Genomic DNA, 23,367 nt, shown 5'->3' on the forward strand with positions numbered 1-23,367 from the left:
TGATACGTTCTGGTCACATGAATGACTGCTCAGTTGAGATAAATCGGAGGGAACCCATGATTTTAACCAGGAAAGGTGGTCTCAAAATTCAGCTCAAAAACAGTGAAGTCGCGTTGGAAGATGACGATTTGATCGTCAGCAAGACAGATGTCACCGGCAGAATTACCTACATCAATCGCACTTTTATGCGGATTTCCGGCTTCCTCGAGCAGGAATTGATCGGCGTTCAGCATAATGTGATTCGACACCCTGATATGCCCCGCGGCGTTTTCCGAAAAATGTGGGCCGATCTCAAAGAAAACAACGAGTTTTTTGGTTATGTGAAAAACCTGTGTCGCGATGGTTCCTATTACTGGGTCTTTGCAAACGTCACCCCGGATTACGATGAGTCTGGAAACTTACGGGGTTACTATTCAGTAAGACGTAGACCTGGCCGAGATGCAATTAAACTGGTTGAAGACTTCTACGCCAAGATGCGCGAAGAAGAAAAAATTGGTGATAAAAAATCGGCGCCAGAACGTTCCTGGAAAATCATTGACGATTTCTTAGAGGGGAACAGCACAACATACAATCGCTTTATGGTGGAACTGGATGCAGAGCAGGGGATGTCATTATGAGTATTGCGGCAAGTACAGGGAAGTCCAATAAGAATACGGTGAGTTCGCAGATACCCTTTCTACAGACAAAAGCACAGTTTACTCTGTGGGGGCTCGCGGGTGTCATTTTCGCCAATAATGCCTTTTTCTTTTTTTTCTATGAACCCGCTATGTGGTTGTTGATTGCGCCCGTGGCAACCTGCATTTTGGTATTGATTGGCCACCAGATCGTGACTCGCGTATTCACCACGGTTGATAAAGTGTTTTGTACGATTCGTTCGGCGAATAAGGGCGGGTTTAACAAGCGCGTGGTCAATACAGTTGGAATGGGTGAACTGGGTATGGTGGCCTGGGAGCTCAATGATTTTCTTGATTATATTGAATCCTATTTTAAAGAAGTAAACAGCTGCTTTACCCATGTGGCTCGAGGTTCTTATGAACGCACGGCTTTGTATCGTGGTTTGCCGGGGCAGTTGGGCAAATCCCTGTGTTCAATCAACATCTCGATTGAACGTATGAAGGATGGCATGGATCTTCTGGCCGCGAATGAGCTGCACTCTGAATTGCACAGTTTGAATACCACCAATCTGATTAAAAACCTGAAAGTCAGTCAGGTGGATTTAAACCGCATCAATAATGAAGTGAAATCGGTTGAAATCATTGCTCATGAAAACGGAAAGGCCGCGAAGGACAGCCACGTTGAGGTGAATGCCATGTCGACGCGCCTGGAAGAAATCAATGCAAGCATTCAAGACGTTGCTCGTGTTGTCGCCGAACTGGGGCAAGACAGTAAGAACGTTTCTGAATCGCTATCGATCATTGAAGAAATTGCTGATCAAACCAGCCTCTTAGCCCTGAATGCTGCGATCGAGGCGGCGCGAGCGGGTGAGCAGGGCCGAGGTTTTGCCGTCGTAGCCGAAGAAGTGAAAAGCCTTTCCAATCGCACCAAAGAATCCGCTTCTGGTGTGGCCTCGATTATTGGTGGTTTCAGCCACCGGGTTCAGGATATGGTTAAGAAAGCGGAAACGTCCAGTTCAGCGGCTGCAGAAATGAATGATCAAGTCGAATCATTCAAAAAGCGTTTTGTTGAGTTCTCTGAATCGGCTGAGAAAACCAGCAGTTATGTGTTGAGTGCCAAAGGTCTCACTTTCGGTGCGCTGATGAAGATCGACCACGTTATCCTGAAGCAGAATGGTTATCTGGCCTTAGGCGACGGGAATAGCGACATCGCCGAAGAGTTAACGGTGGAGCACACCGATTGTGAAATGGGTGGATGGTACTACCGAGGCGAAGGTTCGACTCAATATGGGCATCTGCCTTCGTACGCGGGGCTTGAGAATCCACATCGTCAATTGCACGATTTCCTTAAATCGGCGGTTTCCTATCGTGATAAAAACTGGCGCAATGATAAGCAGATTCGCGAAACGATTATTTCGGACATGCGAAAAGCGGAAGACTCCAGTGAGCTGTTCCTGAACAGTATTGACCAACTGATGCAGGAGAAAAGTCTCAACGCTGGGTAGACCGGGGGATACGGGCATTGTAACAAGAGCAGGCAGGCGCGCCTGCTTGTCGTTCGACCACAAGATAACACACAATTTGGGGCTTTCCTCGCGCCTGTTTCAACGGAGAAGTTGAGTTGTCTGGCATTCTGGTGCAAGTTCGCTAAAATAATCTTTATGGCGCTTATTATGTTGTGTCAGTTCCGAATCACATTAGCCTTACTCAGAATGTGGATGTTATGAGCGAATTAAAGCGTTGTTTTAGAGACCGCCCGCCTGAAGCACTGGATTTAGAGCAGTGGCAAACCACTGTCGACTTAATCTCCCAGATCTATGGCACGGCATGTGGGGCGATTGTTCAGTTCAGTGGCGATGAGTTTATCGCGCTTTCCACCAGCAGCAACGATGACAATTTTCTTGGACCGGGCGATGCCTGGGCTTGGGAAATCAAAAGCTTTTGCCGCCGGGTGGTTGAATCCCGCAACCTGCTGTACGTCAACAATGCAGCCGGAGAAGAGGAGTGGTCGGATGCTCCTCCGGTATGCAGTGGCCCGGTGCGTTCTTACTTGGGTTTCCCTATTTTCTGGCCGGATGGTGAAGTATTCGGCACCATCTGTTCCATCGATACCAAGTCCACAGAGTATGAAGAAAGCTTTGTAGATTTAATGGGCCAGCTCAGAGATCTGGTCAGTGGTGAGTTGCAGCATTTGTGGGATATCGAAAAGCTGCAACAAGTCGCCATTACGGATTCGTTGACGGGTTTATATAACGTCCGCGGTGTGAAAAGTCTTGGACAACAGCGCATTAACGATCAGCAACGATTTGGCCTGGAATTGGGGCTGATCTACTTTGACGTTGATAACCTCAAGCGGCTTAATGATAACTTTGGCCACCATAAAGGCGACGATTGTCTGGTTGCATTAGCCGAGGCCCTACAGTCAAGCTTTCGCAAGACAGATATTATCGCCCGAATTGGAGGAGATGAATTTTTGGTAATTGCGTTATGCCAGGCCGGCTCAGAAGGAGAGTTAAAACGCAGCTGTGAGGACGTCGGTAACCGCTTTAGAGCGCGTTTTTCCAATCAGTACGCCGATATCAAGCTGGCCGTTAGTTTTGGCCTGCATTGCTTCTCAGCAGGCGAGGCAGGGGATCTGGATGCCATGATTACCAAAGTGGATCAGCTAATGTATCAGGATAAAAAGAAAATCAAGCCGGACTAGACCAATACACATCAGGCTTGCAGCTCAAGCATGGCTTTCATGTAACTGGTAATCTCCTCCACCGGCAGTGGCTTGCAGTAATGAAAGCCTTGCACATTGTTGCAGCCATTCTTCAAGAGAAAATCTCTCTGGTTTTCCGTTTCTACCCCCTCCGCAATTACGCCCAGACTCAAGCGTTCAGACATCGCAATGATAGCCTCCGTAATGGCGTTATCATCGCCGTCGTCGCCAATGTCATGGATAAAGGACTTGTCGATTTTGAGTTTGTGAATAGGAAGCCGTTTCAAATAGCTCAGCGAAGAATAGCCTGTGCCGAAGTCATCAATGGCAATGCTAACCCCGAGTTCTTTCAACTGTTTGAGTTGTTGGACGGCAAAGTCGGGGTTCTCAAGCAACATACTCTCCGTGATTTCCAACTCCAGGTGATGAGCCTCAAGTTCGCTGCTCTGCAGTATTGAATGCACCACGTTGGGGAAATTCCCTTTATGGAGTTGTCGGTTCGATACGTTTACCGCCAGTGTCTGAATCGGAAAGCCGGCCATTCTCCACTGTTTAAACTGTGTGCAGGCCTCTTGCAGTACCCAAGTGCCGATATCTTCGATCAAACCGATTTCTTCGGCCAGTGGGATGAACTTGTCTGGGGAAATCAAGCCGAGTCTGGGGTGTTGCCAGCGTATCAGCGCCTCAACAGCAACGACTTTACCAAGTCTAATATCGATTTGAGGCTGATAGTGGAGGTGCAACTCCTGTCGGCTTATGGCGTCGTGCAAGTCGGCCTCAAGAGACATGCGTTCGATGGCGTTCTTGGTGAGTTCCTCGGTATAAAACTGAAAGTTCATCTTACCCGAGGACTTGGCGCGATACATGGCGGCATCAGCGTTGCGAATCAGGGTGGATTTATCTTCACCGTCCCCAGGGTACACGGCCACGCCCATACTGGCGGACACGCGAAGGTCCTGGCCGTCCACGGTGACTTTGGAGTTGATTTTCTTAAGAAGCTTTTCGGCCACATAGCCGACGTTCTCCGGGTTCTGAATATCACCCAGTACCAAAAGAAACTCATCGCCTCCGATGCGGGCAACGGTGTCGTCGGCCCGCACGGTTTCACTGAGTATTTCAGCAACCTGTTTGAGTAGCTTGTCGCCAACGGCGTGCCCCATGCCATCGTTGACGAATTTGAAGTTATCCAAGTCTACGAAGACAACGGCCACGTGTCGCTCACGCCGAAGGGCATACCTCATGGCCTGTTCTAGACGTTCATTAAGCAGTAAGCGATTTGGCAGCCCCGTTAGGGTGTCGTGGTGTGCCAGTTGGTAAAGCATTTCTTCGGACTTTTTAATCTGACTGATGTCTGTCATCAAGCCAACGTAATGGGTGAGCTCATCGCCATCGTAGACGCAACTAATGGTCAACCAGCTTGGCCGGTGGCTTCGGTCTTTATGGTGGTTCCAAATTTCACCTTGCCATTGTTTGAAGTTTTTCAATCCCGACCATACGCTGCTGTAACTGGAGCGGTGCTTCTTTTCTGAAGAAAACATTTCCGGCCTGGAGCCTACCACCTCAGCTTTTCGAAACCCCAGTATTTTCTCGAACGCGTTGTTCACATCCATGATGATTCCCTGCTTATTTAGAATCATCACGCCTTCTGCGGAATTTTCATAAACACTGGCAACAAGACGCAAGCGCTCATCCAGGCGGCGGCGTTCGGTAATATCAAACTCTGATCCGGCCATTCGTAGAACATGTCCTTCAAGATCATATTCGGCAACGCCCCGGTCGGCCACCCATTTGATGTCTCCGTTTTTACAGACGATGCGATAGTCTTCCTGGAAGACATCCGTCTTTCGATCAAAATGATCTTGAACCGCATTCATAACACGTTGCACATCGTCCGGGTGGATACCTTTCACCCATTCTTCCTCAGAGTCTGATATCTCGTCTTTATCGTAGCCCCGCAGTTCGCACCAGCTTTTGGAAAAGTACACGTTTTTCTCTTTGACGTTCCAGTCCCATATCGCGCCGTAGGAACCTTTAACCACGAGCTCATAGCGCAGCAAGGTTTCTTTAAGTTTTTTGTCTATACGCCGTTGTTCTGTCATGTCCGTCAAGCTTACGGGAACAAGATAAAATTCTCGGTCGCCCTTGGGGATCTGGATTTTCAATTCGACTACGATAATTTCGCCTTTCGCATTGATAAAGTTGAACTCGGATTTGAAGGAATCTTCAGAATTCCAGAAGGCAGCGACCTCTTTTTTGAACATGTTGATTGCGCCAGGCCCGAGAAGGTTTTTCGAAATCTCATCAAACTCTTCGCGGCTATTAACCTTAAACAGCTTCAGGCAGGCTCGATTGATCTTAACGATGGGCATTCTCAACAACAGCTTGTAGATTTCCTGACTGTTGTTAGACAGATATTCCTCGATATCTTCGACGCCTTGTTGTCGTAAGCTTTTGAGGTAATCATTGAGTTCGCTCAGATCTTCACACCACATGGGTGTTTCGGAGTTTTCAAACAGCAGGCTTTTATTTTTTAAGCGTTGTAACGTGCAGACGTTTTTCTGAAATTCATTGGCCAGCTTCAAAAAGTCGTAACTGTCTTCATCATTGAAAACGCGCTTGGGTTCGGAGTGGCTGATACCCAATAACATGGGTTCCCCAGTCTGGATCTCGATTTTCATCACTATAGATGGCGGGCGCGTAGCGGATGTGGGTCCGGGAATACCGATAATCGAAGGATTGATGTTGCAGGGGGAAAAGCAGGCGTCTATAGGTTGGGAGAGTAATTCTGAATCGGGTAGAACCTGGGAGAGAGAAATGTCTCGTATATCGATCGATGAATTCGGATGAGCAGAAACCATATAGGAACGAACAAGCCTGACCTCGTCGCAGAAGGGCGTAATCAGCCATGCATAATCGACGTTGATATTCGATCTGATAATCTCTAAGGCCAATTCGAAGTATTCGTCAGAACCGGAAGAGTTAACAAAAGCCGCGTACATCGATTCGATCGCTCGCGCGTTCCGAATCTCTCTTTGCTTATTTAGCTTTAACTCATTTATCTCACGTTCCAGTTCATGGATGTGCTCGTTTGAAACCTTCATGTCAGGACTTTCAATTAACAAAACACTTCTTCCGCATCAGGATTGTTAAATAGCCACTTTTTATGGGGTCATATCATCACTCGGGGTCGGCTGTTCAATACTTAACCGCCGGCGATAATGAAGTATAGATACAGATTCTCTATTGTGCTAATGAGAGTGTTCAGCGTAAGGAATAATTCCACTTCGATAGATCGTTAATGGTCTGTAAGAAGCATGGCAGGGGCTGGAATATAGGGGACCTGGAAAGCGGCATTACGAGTGTGGCTAGAAACCGAATGCAATACGCAACTGTGTAGTTTGTCTTTTTAGATTACCTTTATGAGTAAGGTAATTCTAATAAGACTATGCCCAAGACCATTAAGTTCATGACATATGATATGGAATGTTTGATTTGTGGACCCGCTCTTATTCTGCAGGAATCATGCTTGTTTGCCCTTAGGTTGGTTGGTAGAACAGTTTTTGCGTATTGACTGAACAAGGAATGCAATATGGGAATCTTAATGAAAATGCGTGAAAGTCGTGCCATTAAAAAAATAGCCAGGAATCTTCCGCCATTTTTAGCCTCTGGATACGGCGGCGGTGAAGTCTATACTCCAGGTCAAGTTGAAAACGCGATGGAGGAAACAGGTTGCGATACTGATTTTATCGACCATGCCTACGCGATGTACTGCAGTAAAGAGGCTTTTGATAACATCAGTGACGGTAATTACGAGTCGTTACAGTCCGAATTTGGTGAGGTTTGCTCCCAGGGTGGTTTGTTTTCATCGTCTGATGCCTCGTTGGGTGATATCGGTGGCGATTCGGGTGGAGGGGACTAGAGTCAGGTTTGGTAAACATCCCGTTTAAAGGACAGCCTTGCAGGAGTTTAGGACAGGTGCGTTCTTGTCAATGAATTGAAATTTAAGGATAGCTCACTTGAGAGTGAGTTATCTTTGAGCCTCATAAAAATAGGGCCTGAAAGGCCCTATTTAATCTGTATCGAAATAAATTCTCTGCGGATTTAAGTAACTACTTTAGATCCGCAGAGTTAACCCACTCTTAATCCATATACTCCTCGATACTAGGACAAGAGCATACAAGGTTTCGATCTCCATACACATTGTCGATACGATTCACCGTTGGCCATACTTTATGTTGCTTCAACCAGGCAGCAGGGCGGGCGGCGATTTCTCGGCTGTAGGGACGATCCCACTCATCGCTCATCACGTCGTCTTGTGTGTGAGGGGCGTTGTGCAGTGGGTTGTTGTCTTTTGGATACTCACCGGATTCGACCTGGGCAATTTCCTTGCGGATGGTCACCATGGCTTCGATAAAGCGATCCAATTCTTCTTTGGATTCGGATTCGGTAGGTTCGATCATTAGAGTGCCGGCAACCGGGAAGCTCATGGTTGGGGCGTGATAACCGAAATCGTTCAAGCGCTTGGCGATATCTTCTTCGGTGATGCCGCTGCTTTCTTTTAACGGACGCAGGTCCAGCAAGCATTCGTGAGCAACAAAACCGTTTTTGCCTTTAAATAGAATTGGGTAGTGCTCGCCCAGTTTTTTGGCCATGTAGTTGGCGTTTAACATGGCGAACTGACTGGCTTGTTTCATGCCCTGGCGACCCATCATCTTAATGTACATATAAGAGATCGGCAGGATGGAAGCGCTGCCCCAAGGTGCGGCGGAAACGACGCCGTTGCTAACATCGGTTTCAGGTACGGGTTGCACCGGATGACCGGCAACAAAAGGCGCAAGATGTTCTTTTACACCGATTGGTCCCATGCCTGGGCCGCCGCCGCCGTGAGGAATACAGAAAGTTTTGTGCAGGTTCAGGTGAGACACGTCGCCACCGAAGCTGCCTGGGCCCGCGATGCCCACCAGCGCATTCATGTTGGCGCCGTCTACATATACCTGGCCACCGACAGAGTGAATCAGGTCGCAGAGTTCAACGATCTCTTCTTCAAACACGCCGTGTGTGGACGGGTAGGTGACCATGATGCAGGAAATGCGCTGGCCGTATTCGTCCACTTTCGCGCGGATATCGTCCATGCACACATTACCGTTGGCATCGCACTTGGTTACAACCACTTTCATGCCGGCCATTTGTGCGGAGGCCGGGTTGGTGCCGTGGGCGGATGATGGAATCAAACAGATGTCGCGATCGAATTCACCTTTGCTGTGGTGATATTTTTTGATCGCTAACAAGCCAGCGTATTCGCCTTGGGCGCCGGAGTTAGGTTGCAAACTTACGGCATCGTAACCGGTACATTCCTGCAGCATCTTCTGCAGTTCGGTAAACAGTTGCTGATAACCTTCAGCTTGATTAATCGGTGCGAAGGGGTGAATGCGGCCGAACTCAGGCCAGGTCACCGGAATCATTTCCGCGGTGGCGTTCAGCTTCATCGTACAACTGCCCAGAGGAATCATAGAATGATTCAGGGCAATGTCTTTGCTTTCCAAGCGCTTCAGATAACGCAGCATTTCGGTTTCGCTGTGGTAGCGATTGAAAACCGGGTGGCTGAGGATATCGTCGCTGCGCAGTAGTTCCGCCGGGATACCTTCACTGGTGGCCAATTCGGCTTCGATCGCGGTGGCATCGATGGTTTGGCCGGTGATCACTTCCAGCAGTTCGCTGATGTCATCCAGCTTGGTGGTTTCGTTCAGGCTGAGGGTGATGTGTTGTTCGCCCAGAGGACGTAGGTTGATTTCCTTGGCGGTAGCGCGGGCCAGAATATCAGCGCTGTTGTCGCTTTCGATCGCCAGGGTATCGAAGAAGGTGTTGTGTGCCAGTTTAACGCCAGCCTGTTCCAGGCCGTGGGCCAACACAGCGGTCAAACGGTGAATTCGATGAGCAATGCGACGCAGGCCATCAGGGCCGTGGTAAATCGCGTAGAAGGCGCTCATCAAGGCCAACAGCACCTGGGATGTACAGATGTTGGAGTTGGCCTTCTCGCGGCGGATGTGTTGCTCTCGGGTTTGCATAGCCATGCGGTAGGCTTGTTTACCGTTGGCGTCAATGGATACACCAATAATACGGCCAGGGGCTGATCGCTTGTATTTTTCACGGAATGCGAAGAACGCGGCGTGAGGGCCACCAAAGCCCATTGGCACCCCAAAGCGTTGGTTGGTGCCCACCACAACGTCAGCGCCCATGCTGCCGGGTGATTTCAGCAGGATCAGGCTCATGATGTCGGCCGCAACGGTCACCAGTGCGTCGGCGGCATGCGCTTGATCGATGATCGCCGTCAGGTCTTTGATTTCACCACTGGTACCAGGGTATTGCAGTAATACACCAAAGTACTCCAGGCCTTCCAGATCGGTCTCTGGATTGCCCACTTTGATTTCAAAGCCAAAGTGTTCGGCGCGGGTTTCGATAACGGCGATGGTCTGTGGGTGAGTGGCAGCATCAATAAAGAAGGTATTGGATTTATTCTTCTTCATCTGGCGCTTGCACATCGCCATGGCTTCAGCTGCGGCAGTGCCTTCATCGAGCATGGAGGCGTTGGCGATTTCCATGCCGGTCAGGTCCATGGCCATCTGCTGAAAGTTGATCAAACCTTCCAGGCGACCTTGGGCGATTTCCGGTTGGTAAGGCGTGTAAGCCGTGTACCAGCCTGGATTCTCTAGCACATTACGCAGAATGACGTTTGGCACGTAGGTGTCGTGGTAGCCCATGCCAATGTAGCTTTTGAAGACTTTGTTCTTATTGGCAATCTCGCGAATTTCCGCCAGGGCGGTTTGTTCGCTCACGGCATCAGCCAGATCCAACTCATCTTTCTTCAAGATGCCATTAGGAACGGTCTTCTCAATCAGCTCTTCGACGCTGTTCAGGCCCAGTTCGGCCAACATAGCATCTACTTGGGCTGAATTTGGGCCAATATGGCGACTGATGAATTCATCGTTGTGGGCCAGGGTCTGATACGGTGTAACGGACATAGACATACCTTTGTACGGCTGCTCCGGAGGCAACTGCCCTCTTGGAAGGTTATTGCAGCAAGCAGCAATTCTCGCCCAGGCCAGTACTGGCGGGCGTTTGGGTGCATGGGGCCAAAATGGCGATTAAAAAGTGGCGCAATTTTAGCAAACGGGTTTCCTATAGGGCAATGGAAATTTCCTATAGGAAACAAGATACCTTTGAACGGTGCAGGGCACACATTTTGGCCATTTAGATGCCAACTAAATATCGACACGGCCTTAAGGACAATCAATAATTGCTTAAGCTATGGTCAGACTGGGCGATACATTCTAAAGCTTCTGTTAAATCAGAGATTTACGGGCCCAGAGCCGATCGGGCCACCAGCATTTACCATTGGAGGGTATTGAGACCAGGGTAACTGCGGATTTTGGAAAGATATATGGCCCTTAGACAAAACTTGTGCAACATGCCGATATTTGGCCTTTTAAGGCCAGTGTTGTGCGCCTGCGTTTTATGTTTTGCCATGGTGTCATACAGTGGTGCAGAAGGCGGCATTGTATACGGGGCATCCAATGGCCCCGGCCTTGAGGTGGTCGAGCTGCCTGAAACGACGGCGGCGGTTTCCCATCAGTTTCTTGATCTGAGGTTGCGCGAGGCGTCCACGCTTTTGGTCGGTGCGGTGGTCGCATCGATTGCCCTGCTGGTTTCGGTGTTGGTTCTGGCGTTTATCAATCTGCGTACACGGGGGCAGTGGCTCTCATTAGCCTTTATTCTCTCAGCCCTGTTAGGCTTGGAGTTATGGCTGGAAAGCTACATCCGTTATCGTTATGAGCAGGACGATCGTGCTCATATTGCTCGTCGCCTGGGTATGGTCCGGGCCAATCTCGAAAGTATTCTCAATAATAACCTCTCGCTGATCAAAGGGATGGGAATCGCCATCGCTGCGAACCCTGATTTGAGCAAGCGTGAGTTCAATCTCTATGCAAAAGAAACCCTGCGAACTGAAACTCTATTGCTGAACTTTGCGGCCGCGCCAGACTATGTTGTGAAGTATGTCTATCCGGAAAAAGGTAATGAGGCGGTGATCGGTCTGGAATATATGTCGACACCGGGACAACGCGAAGACGTGTTGCGGGTAAAAAATATGCGTCGGATGCTGGTCGCCGGCCCTGTAAATATTGTGCAGGGTGGTTGGGCGTTTATCGGTCGGGCGCCGGTGTATTACGCCGATTCGGTTACGGGAAGGGAAGTGTTCTGGGGCATCATTTCGTCGCCAATGATTGTTGATGACGTCTATCAGGCCGCAGGTGTGAATGATCTGGCCAACGATCAGGAAATTGCGATTCGCAAAAAAGGCTTGAACGGCGAACAGCGTTCGGTATTTTTTGGTGACCCACAAGTGTTTGAGCAAAACCCTGTTGTCAGTGAAATGTTGATTGGCGCCGAAATGTGGCAGTTGGCATCGATCTCGAACAAGCTTCCGGAAGGCTTGGCATCGGCCCTCAATGGCTTGCGTTTGGGCTTCCTATTGTTGCTTTTGGCGGGCGCGTTTTTCCTGCATGTACGTATTCGCCAGGGCAATGAACGTAAGAATCTGATTTCAGCATTGCGCTATCGCGAACGCATGCTGGCTCAGGTTGGGCGCATCGCCAGCGTTGGGGGATTTGAGTACGAGATTGATAAAGGCTTTATTTATTGGTCTCGAGAAGTGTTTAAAATTTTGGGGGTGCCATTCAGTCGCGGACCACTCCATGACGTCGAATTTTTAGATCTCATCGAACCTACCTGTCGCGACAAGGTTCGAGAAGCCTTGAGAAGTTTGTCTGACAACGCCAGTGAAACGTCGTTGGAACTTGAATTGCTATTGGATGATGGTCGCCATAAATGGGTGGCGATTCAGGCGTACTCGGAAATCAGCGATGAAGGCCGGGTGAAAATCAAAGGGGCGATTCAAAACATCACCGAGCGTAAAAAGTCGGAACTGACGATCTTGCGTCAGGCCAATTATGATACTCTGACTCAGCTTCCCAACCGCAGCTTGTTTGATAATCGATTGATCTCCGCGGTAGCCAGCGCCAATCGCAGCGGAGAAAAATTTGCATTGTTGTTTATCGATCTGGATCGATTTAAATCCGTAAACGATTCCCTTGGTCATGCGGTAGGCGATCAACTTTTGCAAACCGTGGCGGAACGACTTAACCGTTGTACGCGAGAGACCGATACCTTGTCCCGCCGCAGTGGCGATGAGTTCACCCTGATTGCCACTCAGATCAAAAGTGCCAAGTGTGTCGAGATTGTGGCTCGCAAAATCATCGAAGAACTTAAATTGCCTATTTGTATCAGCGGCAATCAAATCTACGTAACTGCGAGTATCGGCATCACCCTGTTTCCGGATGATGCCAATTGCGCGGAAACTCTGCTGAAAAATGCCGACCAGGCCATGTACGCCGCGAAAGAGCTGGGTCGTAACCGTTTCCGTTTTTATACCACGACCATGCAAAACGATGCCGATGAGCGTTTGCGCATGCACATGGATTTGATTGACGCGATTGAGCACGAACAGTTAAAAGTGTTTTATCAGCCGATTCTGGATCTGAAAAGTGGTGATGTTTGTGAAGTGGAAGCCTTGTTGCGTTGGCAGCATCCTGAGCAGGGCTATATTCCGCCGGATAAATTTATTCCTCTGGCCGAGGACGTTGGGCTGATTTCCCAATTGGGCGAAATCTCGATGAAAACGGCGATTGCGGATATTCTCGAAGTGAACGACGATTTTGGCTTGAATATCGGGCTCTCACTGAACAAGTCCTACCGGGAGTTTTTCGGTTCCGTAGATGATGGCGAAGAGCCTTGGTTGAGCACCTTGTTGTCATCGGCAAAGCGCCCACCGATCACCATTGAGATTACTGAGTCGATCCTTATGGAGGACGATCAGGTGTACCAGATCCTCGACAAGCTTCGGAAGGGGGGTATCAAGATTGCCATCGATGATTTCGGTACCGGTTATTCCTCACTGAGTTATCTGCGACGCTTTCCGGTGGATTGGCTCAAAATTGATCGCTCATTTGTGCGTGATGTTGAAGAGGATCAGGAAGATCTGGCCTTGGTAGAAAGTATCCTGGCCATGGCCCATAAACTGGGCTTGTCTGTTGTGGCAGAAGGTCTGGAAACCGAAGAGCAGCTGCGACTATTACAAATGCGTCAATGTGATATGGCTCAGGGCTTCTTTTTAGCTCGGCCTATGCCTCTGGCCGAATTTAAGCATTGGCTGCGCGAGCGTAATGCACCCATCAAAATTGCCGGTGACCGCTAATTGGGCTCTCGTATGGCTGTCTATCGAAGTTCCTCCCTGCTCAAGTTATAATCGCCGCCTATTCATAAAACAGCAGGTGCAGCAGTGAGTGTAGAGAGCGGTGATGTGTCGGTTTTGGCCGTGGCCCGTAAGGACGATGACAAATTCGTAGAGCCGTTGCAGTTGGGTAAGCGTTTAAAGGAAATTCGCCTTGCCAACAGCTTGACCCTCGAAGAAGCCAGTAACCTGACGGGCCTGGCGCGCTCCACTCTGTCCAAGATCGAAAACGAGCAAATTTCGCCCACCTTCCAGGCTGTTCAGAAGCTGACTAAAGGCCTGGGTATCGACATCCCGCAATTGTTTGTGCCACCGGCAGACGGCCCAGAAGCAACTGGGAGACGAGACGTTACCCGAAGAGACCAGGGCAAAGCTCACCCCACCAGCACCTATGAGCATGAGTTACTGGCGTCGGACATCCGCCATAAAAAAATGGTGCCTTTCAAATGTACAGTACGGGCTCGGTCATTCGACGATTTTGAAGACTGGGTGCGTCACGAAGGTGAGGAATTCCTGTTGGTATTGTCTGGGCGTGTGGCGGTACATACTGAATTTTATGAGCCTGTTGAGCTCGAAGAAGGTGACAGCATGTATTACGACGCCAAAATGGGGCATTGCCTGGTGTCGCTCAGCGAGGAGGATGCCCAAGTGCTGTGGGTGACAACCCGTTAGTGTTTTGCGACCTGAGTGTGTAACACAAATAAATAAAAGGGGCGGGTATGGGGCCGTTTAGTATCGTTTTATTCGTTAGTCTGATTGTTGGTTTGATGATTGGTTGGCGAAGTGGCTGGTTAACGACACTGATTCGCTTACTGTCTTTTATCGGCGCCTACGTTTTACTGTATCTGTATTTGAAACCCCTCGCGACGTATCTACAGCAGAGTGCTGAATTGAGCTATCTGCTCAGTTATATGGCCGCAGGTGGCGGCATCCTGGTACTCGGTGGTCTGGCTATTTCACTAACGCTTCGTTTGTTGTTTGGCTTGTTGAAATTGTTCCTGCCCTGGCAGCCACCTTCGGAAGAGGACAAAGGCAGTGCTAAAAGCCCGGTGGGAGCCATTTTGGGGGGTAGTCTGGGAGCGGCATTCGCGCTGTTTTTAATTTGGTCCTTGTCGTTATTGTCTGTTCAGTTTCCTCAAATACAAGCGAAGCCGGAACAAACTTTTGATGTGAGGCTTGTTGAAACCTCACAAGATTTAATGGGGTCGATCAGTGCTCAGTTGTTGCAGGTGGTTGGTGCCGAAAAGCAGGAACAGGCCATGGTGACCGCGATCATGCGGAATCCAGTCGAGAATGCCCAGCGTTTAAAGAGCATTGGCAGCAGCGATTCTTTCAAGCGGTTGATGCAGGATCGCAACAGTTTGACGTTAATGCGCAGTGGCAATAGCAAGGCGTTGGTGCAGGACAGAAAGTTTCAGGCGGTTATGCAGGAGCCTGCAATGAAAGCCTTGGTGGAAGAGAGTGGTTTAAATTCCAGCGACGATCAAGAAGAGTTGGCAAGTACGGTGAGCAGTGCCTTTACTCGTATGGATCGTTTGCGCCGGGACCCTAAAATACAACGGATTCTGCAAGACCCTGAACTGCAACGCCAGGTGCAAAACAAGGATTATTTTGCTTTGTTCGCCAACCCTAAATTTGCCGAAATTCTTGAAGCATTTCAAAACCCTGAGCCCTCAACCGACGCTCCTAATGAGGGCGCGCTGGATGGAGGCAACGATGAGGCTGGTTCAAGCTTGGATGAAAAGGCGGACTATCCGGAACCCAGTGGCAAGGTATACCACTGGGTAGATTCTGACGGCCGCCATCACTACTCCGATAAAAAGCCGGATTGAGATCCGTCAGGAATGGCCCCGAGTTTCAGGTGGCTATTCCGCTGCAAGCTTTTGGTAGCGATAACAACCATCTTCGTCATAGCTTCGGCTGATCAGCCCCTGTTTCCACAAATGATTCAAGTGGGCCAGGGCTTCGCCCATCGCTAAACGGAACTGAATGCCTTGTAGTTCACGTTTGTAAATTACTTCGATGGTTTCTACTGCGCGCAGCGGATGTTCACAGGCTTCCAATAATCCATCCAAGTCCCGTTGGTGTCCCTGTTTCAATTGGTTCAGGCGACTGTGCAGACCGTAAAATGGGTCGCCGTGGGATGGCAAGACCAGGCAATCTGTCGGCAAATCGAAAAACTTTTCCATCGAAACCAGATATTCGCTCAAGGGCGACTGGTTGGGCTCCAAGGATTGCACACTGATATTGGGAGAGATTTTTGGCAGAATTTGATCACCCGATAATAAGATATTGAGTTCCGGACAATACAGGCAGGCGTGTTCGGGTGAGTGGCCATAGCCAATAATGACTTGCCAGTGGCGACCGCCAATGGTGAGTGTCTGGCCTTCGCTCAAGCGTTCATAACTGATGGGCAGTGGGGCGGTGATTTTTGAGAGACTGCCGGTATTTTTAATGAAGTCTTCCATTTGTTCTTCATTCAAACCACAGCGGTGGTAAAACTGAGTTAATTCCCAATTATCTTCGCGGTTATTGCCCTTGAACAAAGCGCGCGCGGTCAGGTATTCACGTTGACTGATGTAAAAGCTGGCGCGGTATTGATCGCACAACCAACCGGCCAAGCCCAGATGATCTGGGTGCAAATGTGTGGCGATCACACCAATCAGGGGCTTCTCCTGCATCATTCGCTTACAGATTTGTTGCCAAAGGTCTCGGGTTTCCTGGCTGCCAATACCGGTATCAACGATGTACCAGCCTTTCTCATCCTGTAACAAATACACATTAATATGTTTAGGGTGAAAGGGGACTGGCATACGAATCCAGTAGACGCCGGTTGCGACTTCGGTTAAATCGCCGGGCTCAGGAATGGCCAGGTCGCTGTATTCAATACTGTAGTCGCTCATATCACTCTCTCTTTATCGGCTGGCCGGGCGTATTCTTTTTTTACTTACGGGGTTCTGTATGCCAGGGCCTTTTATTATAGGCCCGCGGGCTTAGGTCTACCCGTTTATTTGTGTGCAAATACCCATGGGAATTGTAGCGAATGTGCGGCTTGTAAACACAGTATGAAAGCGGCTGGCTTTCACCCGTGTTACGCGACATAATTTCTACCTCTTAATACTAGGTGTTCCCGCTGTTTGAACAATGGTAAAAAGGATCAAGCAATCTGTCTAAAAAGGACAATTGCGGCATTTTTAGACACGATTTAACAATGCCAGAGCTGAATAACCCTAAAAAGGAAAAGACGCGAATGATGAAATCCCTTAAGCGCCTGTCTGTCACAGCCCTCAGTGGCTTGAGTGCACTGGCATTATCCCATACGAGCTTTGCTGCTGAAAAAAGTCCCAATGCCTTGTTTGTCGAGCAATCGGTTGCCAAACAGGAAGCGCAATCCACCGGTCTGGCTGATCAGTTATGGTCCTGGGCTGAAATGGGTTATCAGGAATATAAAAGCTCTGCGGAAATGCAGCGCTTGTTGACGCAGGCGGGTTTCAATATCGAGAAGGGCCTGGCGGGCACCGAAACCGCCTTTGTGGCGACCTATGGAAAAGGCGGCCCGGTGATTGGTATTCTCGCTGAAATGGATGCTTTGCCTGGTTTCAGCCAAGCGGCTAAGCCTGAGAAGGTTGCGGAAGAGGGAATGAATTCTGGTCACGCCTGTGGCCATCATTTGTTCGGTGCAGGTTCGTTGACCGCTGCAATTGCCGTGAAAGAATGGTTGGCGGCGAATAAGGTGCCAGGGCAAATTCGTTTATACGGAACGCCGGCCGAAGAGGGGGGCTCCGGTAAAGTGTACATGGTGCGCGCAGGCTTGTTTGATGATGTTGACATCATGCTGCACTGGCACCCGGCCAATAAAAACATTGCTCCAGTGGGGACCTCGCTGGCGAATAAATCCGCCAAGTTTCGTTTTCATGGTATCGCGTCCCATGCTTCTGCGGCGCCTCAATATGGCCGCTCCGCTTTGGACGGCGTAGAAGCGATGAACATCATGGTCAATATGATGCGCGAGCACATTCCCAGTAATGCGCGTATTCACTATGTCATTACCAATGGCGGCGAAGCGCCGAATGTCGTACCGGAATTTGCGGAAGTTTTTTACTATGTGCGCAGCCCGGCCGCGGAATCTCTGGTGCCCATTTGGGAGCGTGTTGAAGATATCGCCCGAGCCGCTGCAATGGGAACAGGCACCAAGGTGGAATGGGAAGTTATCCATGGCAATCACAGTGTGCTACCCAATGTGGCCTTGGCGGAACTCATGCACAACAGTCTGGAGCAGTTTGGTGGCTTTAACTACAGCCCTGCAGAACAGGCGTTTGCCGATAAAATTCGCTTAAGTCTTGGTGAGCGTGGCGAAAAAGCCGTCGGTGATGAAGCTAAAATTTACCCTTTCAGCAAAGCCATTAATTCTTCCGGTGGATCGACGGATGTGGGCGATGTCAGCTGGGTAGTTCCAACGGTTGGCCTGCGCACGGCAACTTGGGTGCCAGGTACGTCGGCCCACAGCTGGCAAGCCGTAGCGGCTGGCGGCACCAGTATTGGCCACAAAGGCATGTTGTTGGCTGCCAAAACCATGGCGACGACTATGATCGATCTGTACCAGCAACCCGCCGTTATCGCTCAAGCGAAAGCGGAGTTTGATGAGCGCCGCGGTAAAAATTTCGAGTACAAAGCATTGCTGGGCGATCGTCAGCCACCTTTGGACTACCGTGTCAAAAAATAAACGCAGTAAGGCATAGCTTTATCTCAAGGTTGTTGAGTAATAGTGCACAAAGCGTTTAGCGTAAAGCCGCCTATTGGCGGCTTTTTTGTGAGCCGTCTCCGGTCAACGTTTTAGATGGGCGGTTTGGGGGAGTTGGTTTCGGAAAACACGGGCGTAACATGCAGCGTACATACGGAGTAGCATATTTATGGATCCGCAGGAACTTGGTAGGAAGTACGACAAAATTGCCCAATGGTGGCACGACCGACACCAAGACTCAGAATATGGCGTGACGCAGTGTGAGCGAGCTCTGCGTTACGCTGTTGATCGAGAAGACTTCCAAGGTGGCGAGGCACTGGATATTGGTTGTGGCGCTGGCGGTCGTTTGGTTCGAGCTCTGGAAGAAAAAGGTTTCTCGATCACGGGACTGGATGTGTCGGTCGAAATGATCAAGCTGGCCAGCGCGCAGCATCCTGAGCACAATTTTTATCACCAGGACATCTGTGACTGGCAGGTGGATAAGAACTATGACTTTATTCTCGCCTGGGACAGTTTGTTTTGTTTGCCTTATGAGCAACAGGAGCCAGTGTTGGAAAAACTCTGCAGCTGCCTAAGCCCTGGGGGTGTATTTGTGTATACCTTGGGTGATGGTGACGGTTGGCATACGGACACCTGGCTTGAAGATGAGTTTTATTACAGTTCGATCGGTATCGAGAAAAACATTCAGTGCTTACTGACTCAAGGTATGGCGATCAAACATGTCGAGTTGGATCAGTATCCAGAAAAGCATGTGTATATCATCGCAAGTAAGATCTAGCCCGTGCCCATATGTGGGCGTAACCAGACCTTAGAATAAAAACGGTAGAAAATCAAAACCGCTTTCACGATATAGTCGGCGATCAGCGCGCCAAATATCCATTCCACCGGCAGCCCTAAAAACTTAAACAACAGGGCAGCAGCCATTCGAGTGAGCAGAAAACCACAGAAAGTAGACAGCAGAGGAAAGCGGGTGTCACCTGCGCCGCGCAGTGCCCCACCTAAGGCAAAGTCGACTGCCATCAGAGGTTGTGAAATACCGAGCATCAATAAAAACACAGCGGTCAGGCGTATCACCTCAGGATCGTTCACCATAAAACTTGCCAGTGGTGTAGCAAAGTAAATGGTGAGTCCGCCCATGATGGTCATGGTTAACACAGCCCAAAACAAAGTGCGATACCCAATGCCGACGGCGCGGTCCGGGTTTCCCGCCCCCAGCTCCTGACCAACGAGTGCAGACGCCGCTACGCCAAAGCCGGCACCAATCACGATGGTTATGGATAAAATGCCTAGGCCCACCCCATAGGCTGCGAAGGCTTCGGTGCTGTATGTGGCGACGACGCTCAGAAATAAAAACAGTGCGATTTGAATAACGAGTTGCTCCGCGATGGCGGGGTAGGAAATCGCCCAGAGTTTTTTAACCGCGTGCCAGTCCCGTTTTATATTACTGTCTCGATAAGGCAGTTGCAGGCAATGGCGTCGCCACAGTACCCAGGTAAACATGCTGCCAATAACGTAGGCAATTCCGCCGCCGAGGGCGGTACCGCGAATTCCCAGTTCAGGGATGTTCAACAGGGGCCAGCCGTAAGTCAGTGCCGCACATAATGGAAGAAACAGTGCGTTGCACAGCGCTGTGATATACAGCGGCACCCAGCCGTCGCCGGTAGCGCGTAAGGCTGAAGTAATCAATACAATGATGGCAAAGTTTGCGTTAAAAGCACTGGAAAATCGCACGTAATCAATAGTGGCTTCCTTTGCAGGTCCTGCCAGTTGAAAGACGTCTGCAAGGTGTGGCACGAGCCACATAAAGATCAGGCTCGCGACAATACTCAAAGCAATACCGAGCTTTACACTCAAGCTGGCAAACAGTGCGGCATCGTGGGGTTTTTTGGCGCCCCAGGCGTGAGCAATCAAGGCTGTTGCTCCGGCGCTTAAGCCCATGATACCGGCATACACAATGAAAAAGATTCTTGAGCCTGTCGTAACTGCGGCCACTTCGGCTGTGCCTAAAGTGGCGACAATTTTGATCACCGCGAGGTTAACCAGATTGAAAATCAGAAAAAGAGAGATGCTGGGCAGGGCAAGTCCGAGAATGCTGGGGCCTGCTTGTGTATTCTGATTGGCCTCTCGCTTGGCACCCTCTGGATGTGGTTTGGCTTGGCGCGCGTCAGTGTCCATGAAGGTTTGGCTATTCCGCTGTGGTGAGCCGCCAGTTGCTCCTGTGTTTCCCCCGTTCTTTGCCCGTGTTCTTTGCAGCACGAGTGTTTGATGTTAGGGAACCGTGAAAGGCAGGAAGCGGCATTTTGATTATCCGCTCAGTGTAACAGCCCTGTCGATTTTCTGAACAGGGCCATTGTGTCACCCTAAATGGTGCGAAATGGTCATGCCTTCATCGGCGGCCAATACCCTCAGGATTCTGGCGCTTCTACTTTCTGTTCCGGATTTAGAATCGCGAGAATACGTTGCCGCGGAGTCATGATCAGTACATTACCAAGCAACACCAGACACAAGCCCATGACGCTGAGCCAAGTCCATTGAAAATTTTCGAACCACGCCGAAAGTTGCAGGGCGATAACGGGAAACAACAGGCTCGCGTAGGATGCCTTGTCGGCACCCAGGCGACCGACCAGGGTCAGGTAGCAGCTGAAAGCGATGATGGATCCGAACACCGAGAGGTACATCAGTGACACGATGTATTCCGTGCGCGTATCAAAATTGAATTCAAGCCCCATTACGGCGGCAACCAGCATCATGCTTAAGGCGCCGTAGCTCATGCCAAAGGCATTAGCCTGCAGAACGGGAATGCTGCGTTGCTGATTGTGGGATGACACAATATTCCCAAGTGAGGCACAGTAGGTCGCTCCCAGTCCCAGGGCCAAAGCGACCCAAATATCGCCGCCTTGGCTCTCGACGGCGGCCAGTTCTGGCCAAAATACCATGGCAATACCACAGATACCGATACAGGCCGCGAGCAACACGTGCATCTGAATCGGTCGCCCAAGAAACAGTCGTCCATTGAGTATGTTTAAAAATACAATGCCCGCAAAAATAACAGCGACCAAACCGGAGCTGATGCGTTCGGTGGTGAGATACATCAACCAGTAATTCAAACCGAATAAAAAGTTGCCCTGCAAAAACATCGACAAATGTTCACGCCATCCAAACCGCAAACGTTTGTTGAGCAGGGCACAGAAGAGCATCAGTAGAATGCCAGCCAGCGCAAAGCGATAGGCCACCGAGACCAGTGGTGCCACTTCTCCCAATTGAAAGGTAATGGCGATCCAGGTTGAGCCCCAGATCAGAACGGTGGTCAAGTACAGGCTGATATTGTTCACGGTCGTTCACTCATTGCTATGGTTTTGGGTTTATGAAAAGATAAGTCATTCTTGCCTGACAATACATGTACAGTTTGCGATACAGTATATGCCACTGTCATGGTGCTTTTACCGATACAGTTTTCACGCCGGATCGATCGGCGAAGGAGCCCCCATTGGCGTTACTTCCTATTAATCGCCACGATGAACAGCCTTTGGTCGAGCAGATCGTTCAGGGATTCAGTCAACGTATTGAGCAACGCAGTATTCGCTCGGGCAGCAAGGTGCCATCGATTCGCCGTTTTGCTGAGGAGCATGGTGTGAGTCGTTTTACGGTGGTGCAGGCTTACGATCGATTAGTGGCGTCGGGTCATTTGCAATCGCGCAAGGGCTCGGGCTTTTATGTGGGCAAGGTGGCGGCTCCGGTTAAGGTACACACGGCCTGTCAGCTGGATCGAGCCGGTGATGTACTGTGGTTGTTGCGTCAGGCGTTGAAGGATGGTCAGTATCGCTTCCAGCCAGGCTGTGGTTGGTTGCCGGCCGACTGGATGGACCCGGCCAATGTGCAACGCAGTTTGCGTCAATTATCGCGAAATGGCGGTGCGCATTTGGTGGATTACAGCCAGGCCGGCGGCTATGTTCCCCTGCGCCAGCAATTGGTGCGACGTTTGGAAGAGGCTGGTATTCGCGCCGATGTCCCGCAAATTGTGACCTGCCACGGGGCATCCCATGGTGTCGACTTGGTTTGCCGTTTGATATTGCGCCCGGGGGATAAAGTGCTGATCGATGACCCGGCGTATTTTAATCTCTTCGGCATGCTGAAGCTTTCGGGAGTCGAAGTGCTGGCTGTCCCTCGGTTGGAGGATGGGCCGGATATTCCAGCCCTAAAAGCCCAACTGGCGCTTCATAAACCGAAGTTGATGATCACCACCGCCATTTTGCATAACCCTACCAGCAGCTGCATCAGTCCGGCGATTGCCTATGAATTATTGAAGCTGGCTGAGCAACATAATTTTTATATTCTCGAAGACGATATTTACGGCGATTTGCATCCGAATCCTGGGCCGCGGTTGGCTTCTCTGGATCAGTTGAATCGGGTTATCTATGTCAGTAGTTTTTCAAAGACGGTCTCTGCTGCACTGCGCGTGGGTTATATCGCCTGCCGCCAGGATCTCACCGCCGAGTTGATGGATTTAAAACTTCTAACCCAATTAACGTCGAGCGAGATTGCGGAGCGTGCGATTCATCATACGCTGGCCGAAGGTGTGTACCGCAAGCACGTGCGCCGTTTGCACGGGCGCCTGGACAACGCCCGAGAATGCGCCAGTGAAGGCTTGGAAAAGCTGGGTTTTGACATCTTTGGTCAAGCGGAGCACGGCATGTTCCTGTGGGCAACGGTGCCGAGTGGACCATTAAATTCTTCAGAGTTGGCTCAAAAGGCCTTGGAGCACGATATGGTTTTGGCTCCAGGGAATGTATTTCGAGCGGATGGGCAGGGTGAAAATTCCATGCGCTTTAATGTGGCCAATACCGGACCGGAGGCATTAACGCTGCTAGACAGAATCCTGTCGGATTCTTAGTTGGAGTTTGTGCTGTCGGGGGCAGAGTTTGAATCACTAGGCCAATAAAAAACGGGCCATAGCGAATCCGAT

General features: G+C 50.0%; 15 protein-coding genes. 10 read left to right on the forward strand and 5 right to left on the reverse strand.

Annotation, left to right across the window (positions count from 1 at the left end; genetic code table 11):
- Positions 1-56: 56 nt before the first annotated feature.
- The 3 genes from ABWW03_RS15380 (at position 57) to ABWW03_RS15390 (ending at position 3,318) form a co-directional block, all read left to right on the forward strand.
- On the forward strand, positions 57-617 hold the full coding sequence (locus ABWW03_RS15380; RefSeq protein ID WP_353409680.1) for a PAS domain-containing protein: 561 nt from the start codon (positions 57-59) through the stop codon (positions 615-617).
- Positions 614-2,119: a methyl-accepting chemotaxis protein gene (locus ABWW03_RS15385; RefSeq protein WP_353409682.1), complete on the forward strand. Its 1,506-nt coding sequence runs from the start codon at positions 614-616 to the stop codon at positions 2,117-2,119. Before ABWW03_RS15380 ends, ABWW03_RS15385 begins: the two co-directional genes overlap by 4 nt.
- A 218-nt stretch (positions 2,120-2,337) precedes the next feature.
- Entirely contained in the window at positions 2,338-3,318 is a 981-nt protein-coding gene (locus tag ABWW03_RS15390) for a sensor domain-containing diguanylate cyclase (protein ID WP_353409684.1), read from the forward strand.
- 11 nt (positions 3,319-3,329) lie between these two features.
- Here the strand turns inward: ABWW03_RS15390 and ABWW03_RS15395 are convergent, their stop codons facing one another.
- On the reverse strand, positions 3,330-6,419 hold the full coding sequence (locus tag ABWW03_RS15395) for an EAL domain-containing protein (RefSeq protein WP_353409686.1): 3,090 nt from the start codon (positions 6,417-6,419) through the stop codon (positions 3,330-3,332).
- Positions 6,420-6,907: 488 nt separating this feature from the next.
- On the opposite strand from ABWW03_RS15395, the gene ABWW03_RS15400 reads away from it, so the two are divergent.
- The gene (locus ABWW03_RS15400) at positions 6,908-7,237 is read left to right on the forward strand and encodes a DUF6559 family protein (protein WP_353409688.1); all 330 of its coding nucleotides are present in this window, start codon (positions 6,908-6,910) and stop codon (positions 7,235-7,237) included.
- A 220-nt stretch (positions 7,238-7,457) separates the two neighbouring features.
- Here the strand turns inward: ABWW03_RS15400 and gcvP are convergent, their stop codons facing one another.
- The gene (gene gcvP, locus ABWW03_RS15405) at positions 7,458-10,337 is read right to left on the reverse strand and encodes an aminomethyl-transferring glycine dehydrogenase (RefSeq protein WP_353409690.1); all 2,880 of its coding nucleotides are present in this window, start codon (positions 10,335-10,337) and stop codon (positions 7,458-7,460) included.
- Between the two features lie 503 nt (positions 10,338-10,840).
- On the opposite strand from gcvP, the gene ABWW03_RS15410 reads away from it, so the two are divergent.
- From ABWW03_RS15410 to ABWW03_RS15420, 3 genes are all read left to right on the forward strand, one after another.
- The gene (locus tag ABWW03_RS15410) at positions 10,841-13,627 is read left to right on the forward strand and encodes a bifunctional diguanylate cyclase/phosphodiesterase (RefSeq protein WP_353409692.1); all 2,787 of its coding nucleotides are present in this window, start codon (positions 10,841-10,843) and stop codon (positions 13,625-13,627) included.
- An 84-nt stretch (positions 13,628-13,711) separates the two neighbouring features.
- Positions 13,712-14,335, forward strand: a complete 624-nt coding sequence (locus ABWW03_RS15415) for a helix-turn-helix domain-containing protein (protein WP_353409694.1) — start codon at positions 13,712-13,714, stop codon at positions 14,333-14,335.
- A gap of 47 nt (positions 14,336-14,382) precedes the next feature.
- Positions 14,383-15,495 (forward strand): CvpA family protein, encoded by a 1,113-nt coding sequence (locus tag ABWW03_RS15420; RefSeq protein WP_353409696.1) that lies wholly within the window; start codon positions 14,383-14,385, stop codon positions 15,493-15,495.
- A 33-nt stretch (positions 15,496-15,528) separates the two neighbouring features.
- On the opposite strand, the gene ABWW03_RS15425 is transcribed toward ABWW03_RS15420, so the two are convergent.
- Positions 15,529-16,566, reverse strand: coding sequence for an MBL fold metallo-hydrolase (locus ABWW03_RS15425; protein WP_353409698.1), 1,038 nt, complete (start codon positions 16,564-16,566; stop codon positions 15,529-15,531).
- 347 nt (positions 16,567-16,913) lie between these two features.
- Here ABWW03_RS15425 and ABWW03_RS15430 point away from each other — a divergent pair, with 347 nt between their 5' ends.
- Together ABWW03_RS15430 and ABWW03_RS15435 are read left to right on the forward strand one after the other, a co-directional pair.
- Positions 16,914-18,386, forward strand: coding sequence for an amidohydrolase (locus ABWW03_RS15430; protein WP_353409700.1), 1,473 nt, complete (start codon positions 16,914-16,916; stop codon positions 18,384-18,386).
- A gap of 187 nt (positions 18,387-18,573) precedes the next feature.
- Positions 18,574-19,182, forward strand: a complete 609-nt coding sequence (locus ABWW03_RS15435) for a class I SAM-dependent methyltransferase (RefSeq protein ID WP_353409702.1) — start codon at positions 18,574-18,576, stop codon at positions 19,180-19,182.
- On the opposite strand, the gene ABWW03_RS15440 is transcribed toward ABWW03_RS15435, so the two are convergent.
- Positions 19,179-20,579 (reverse strand): MATE family efflux transporter, encoded by a 1,401-nt coding sequence (locus ABWW03_RS15440; RefSeq protein ID WP_353409704.1) that lies wholly within the window; start codon positions 20,577-20,579, stop codon positions 19,179-19,181. The two genes, ABWW03_RS15435 and ABWW03_RS15440, sit on opposite strands and share 4 nt — an antisense overlap.
- Positions 20,580-20,809: 230 nt before the next feature.
- Entirely contained in the window at positions 20,810-21,736 is a 927-nt protein-coding gene (locus ABWW03_RS15445) for a DMT family transporter (RefSeq protein WP_353409706.1), read from the reverse strand.
- Between the two features lie 155 nt (positions 21,737-21,891).
- On the opposite strand from ABWW03_RS15445, the gene ABWW03_RS15450 reads away from it, so the two are divergent.
- On the forward strand, positions 21,892-23,295 hold the full coding sequence (locus ABWW03_RS15450; protein ID WP_353409708.1) for a PLP-dependent aminotransferase family protein: 1,404 nt from the start codon (positions 21,892-21,894) through the stop codon (positions 23,293-23,295).
- The last annotated feature ends 72 nt before the right edge of the window (positions 23,296-23,367 follow it).

The sequence above is a fragment of the Pseudoteredinibacter isoporae genome (assembly GCF_040372805.1).
Taxonomy (GTDB): Bacteria; Pseudomonadota; Gammaproteobacteria; order Pseudomonadales; family Cellvibrionaceae; genus Pseudoteredinibacter; species Pseudoteredinibacter isoporae_A.

What these genes read in the sequence shown, in the direction of transcription:
- ABWW03_RS15380 (WP_353409680.1), top strand. Translation starts at nt 57, where the DNA reads ATGATTTTAACCAGGAAAGGTGGTCTCAAAATTCAGCTCAAAAACAGT.
- ABWW03_RS15385 (WP_353409682.1), top strand. Translation starts at nt 614, where the DNA reads ATGAGTATTGCGGCAAGTACAGGGAAGTCCAATAAGAATACGGTGAGT.
- ABWW03_RS15390 (WP_353409684.1), top strand. Translation starts at nt 2,338, where the DNA reads ATGAGCGAATTAAAGCGTTGTTTTAGAGACCGCCCGCCTGAAGCACTG.
- ABWW03_RS15395 (WP_353409686.1), bottom strand. Translation starts at nt 6,419, where the DNA reads ATGAAGGTTTCAAACGAGCACATCCATGAACTGGAACGTGAGATAAAT.
- ABWW03_RS15400 (WP_353409688.1), top strand. Translation starts at nt 6,908, where the DNA reads ATGGGAATCTTAATGAAAATGCGTGAAAGTCGTGCCATTAAAAAAATA.
- gcvP (WP_353409690.1), bottom strand. Translation starts at nt 10,337, where the DNA reads ATGTCCGTTACACCGTATCAGACCCTGGCCCACAACGATGAATTCATC.
- ABWW03_RS15410 (WP_353409692.1), top strand. Translation starts at nt 10,841, where the DNA reads ATGGTGTCATACAGTGGTGCAGAAGGCGGCATTGTATACGGGGCATCC.
- ABWW03_RS15420 (WP_353409696.1), top strand. Translation starts at nt 14,383, where the DNA reads ATGGGGCCGTTTAGTATCGTTTTATTCGTTAGTCTGATTGTTGGTTTG.
- ABWW03_RS15425 (WP_353409698.1), bottom strand. Translation starts at nt 16,566, where the DNA reads ATGAGCGACTACAGTATTGAATACAGCGACCTGGCCATTCCTGAGCCC.
- ABWW03_RS15430 (WP_353409700.1), top strand. Translation starts at nt 16,914, where the DNA reads ATGATGAAATCCCTTAAGCGCCTGTCTGTCACAGCCCTCAGTGGCTTG.
- ABWW03_RS15435 (WP_353409702.1), top strand. Translation starts at nt 18,574, where the DNA reads ATGGATCCGCAGGAACTTGGTAGGAAGTACGACAAAATTGCCCAATGG.
- ABWW03_RS15440 (WP_353409704.1), bottom strand. Translation starts at nt 20,579, where the DNA reads ATGGACACTGACGCGCGCCAAGCCAAACCACATCCAGAGGGTGCCAAG.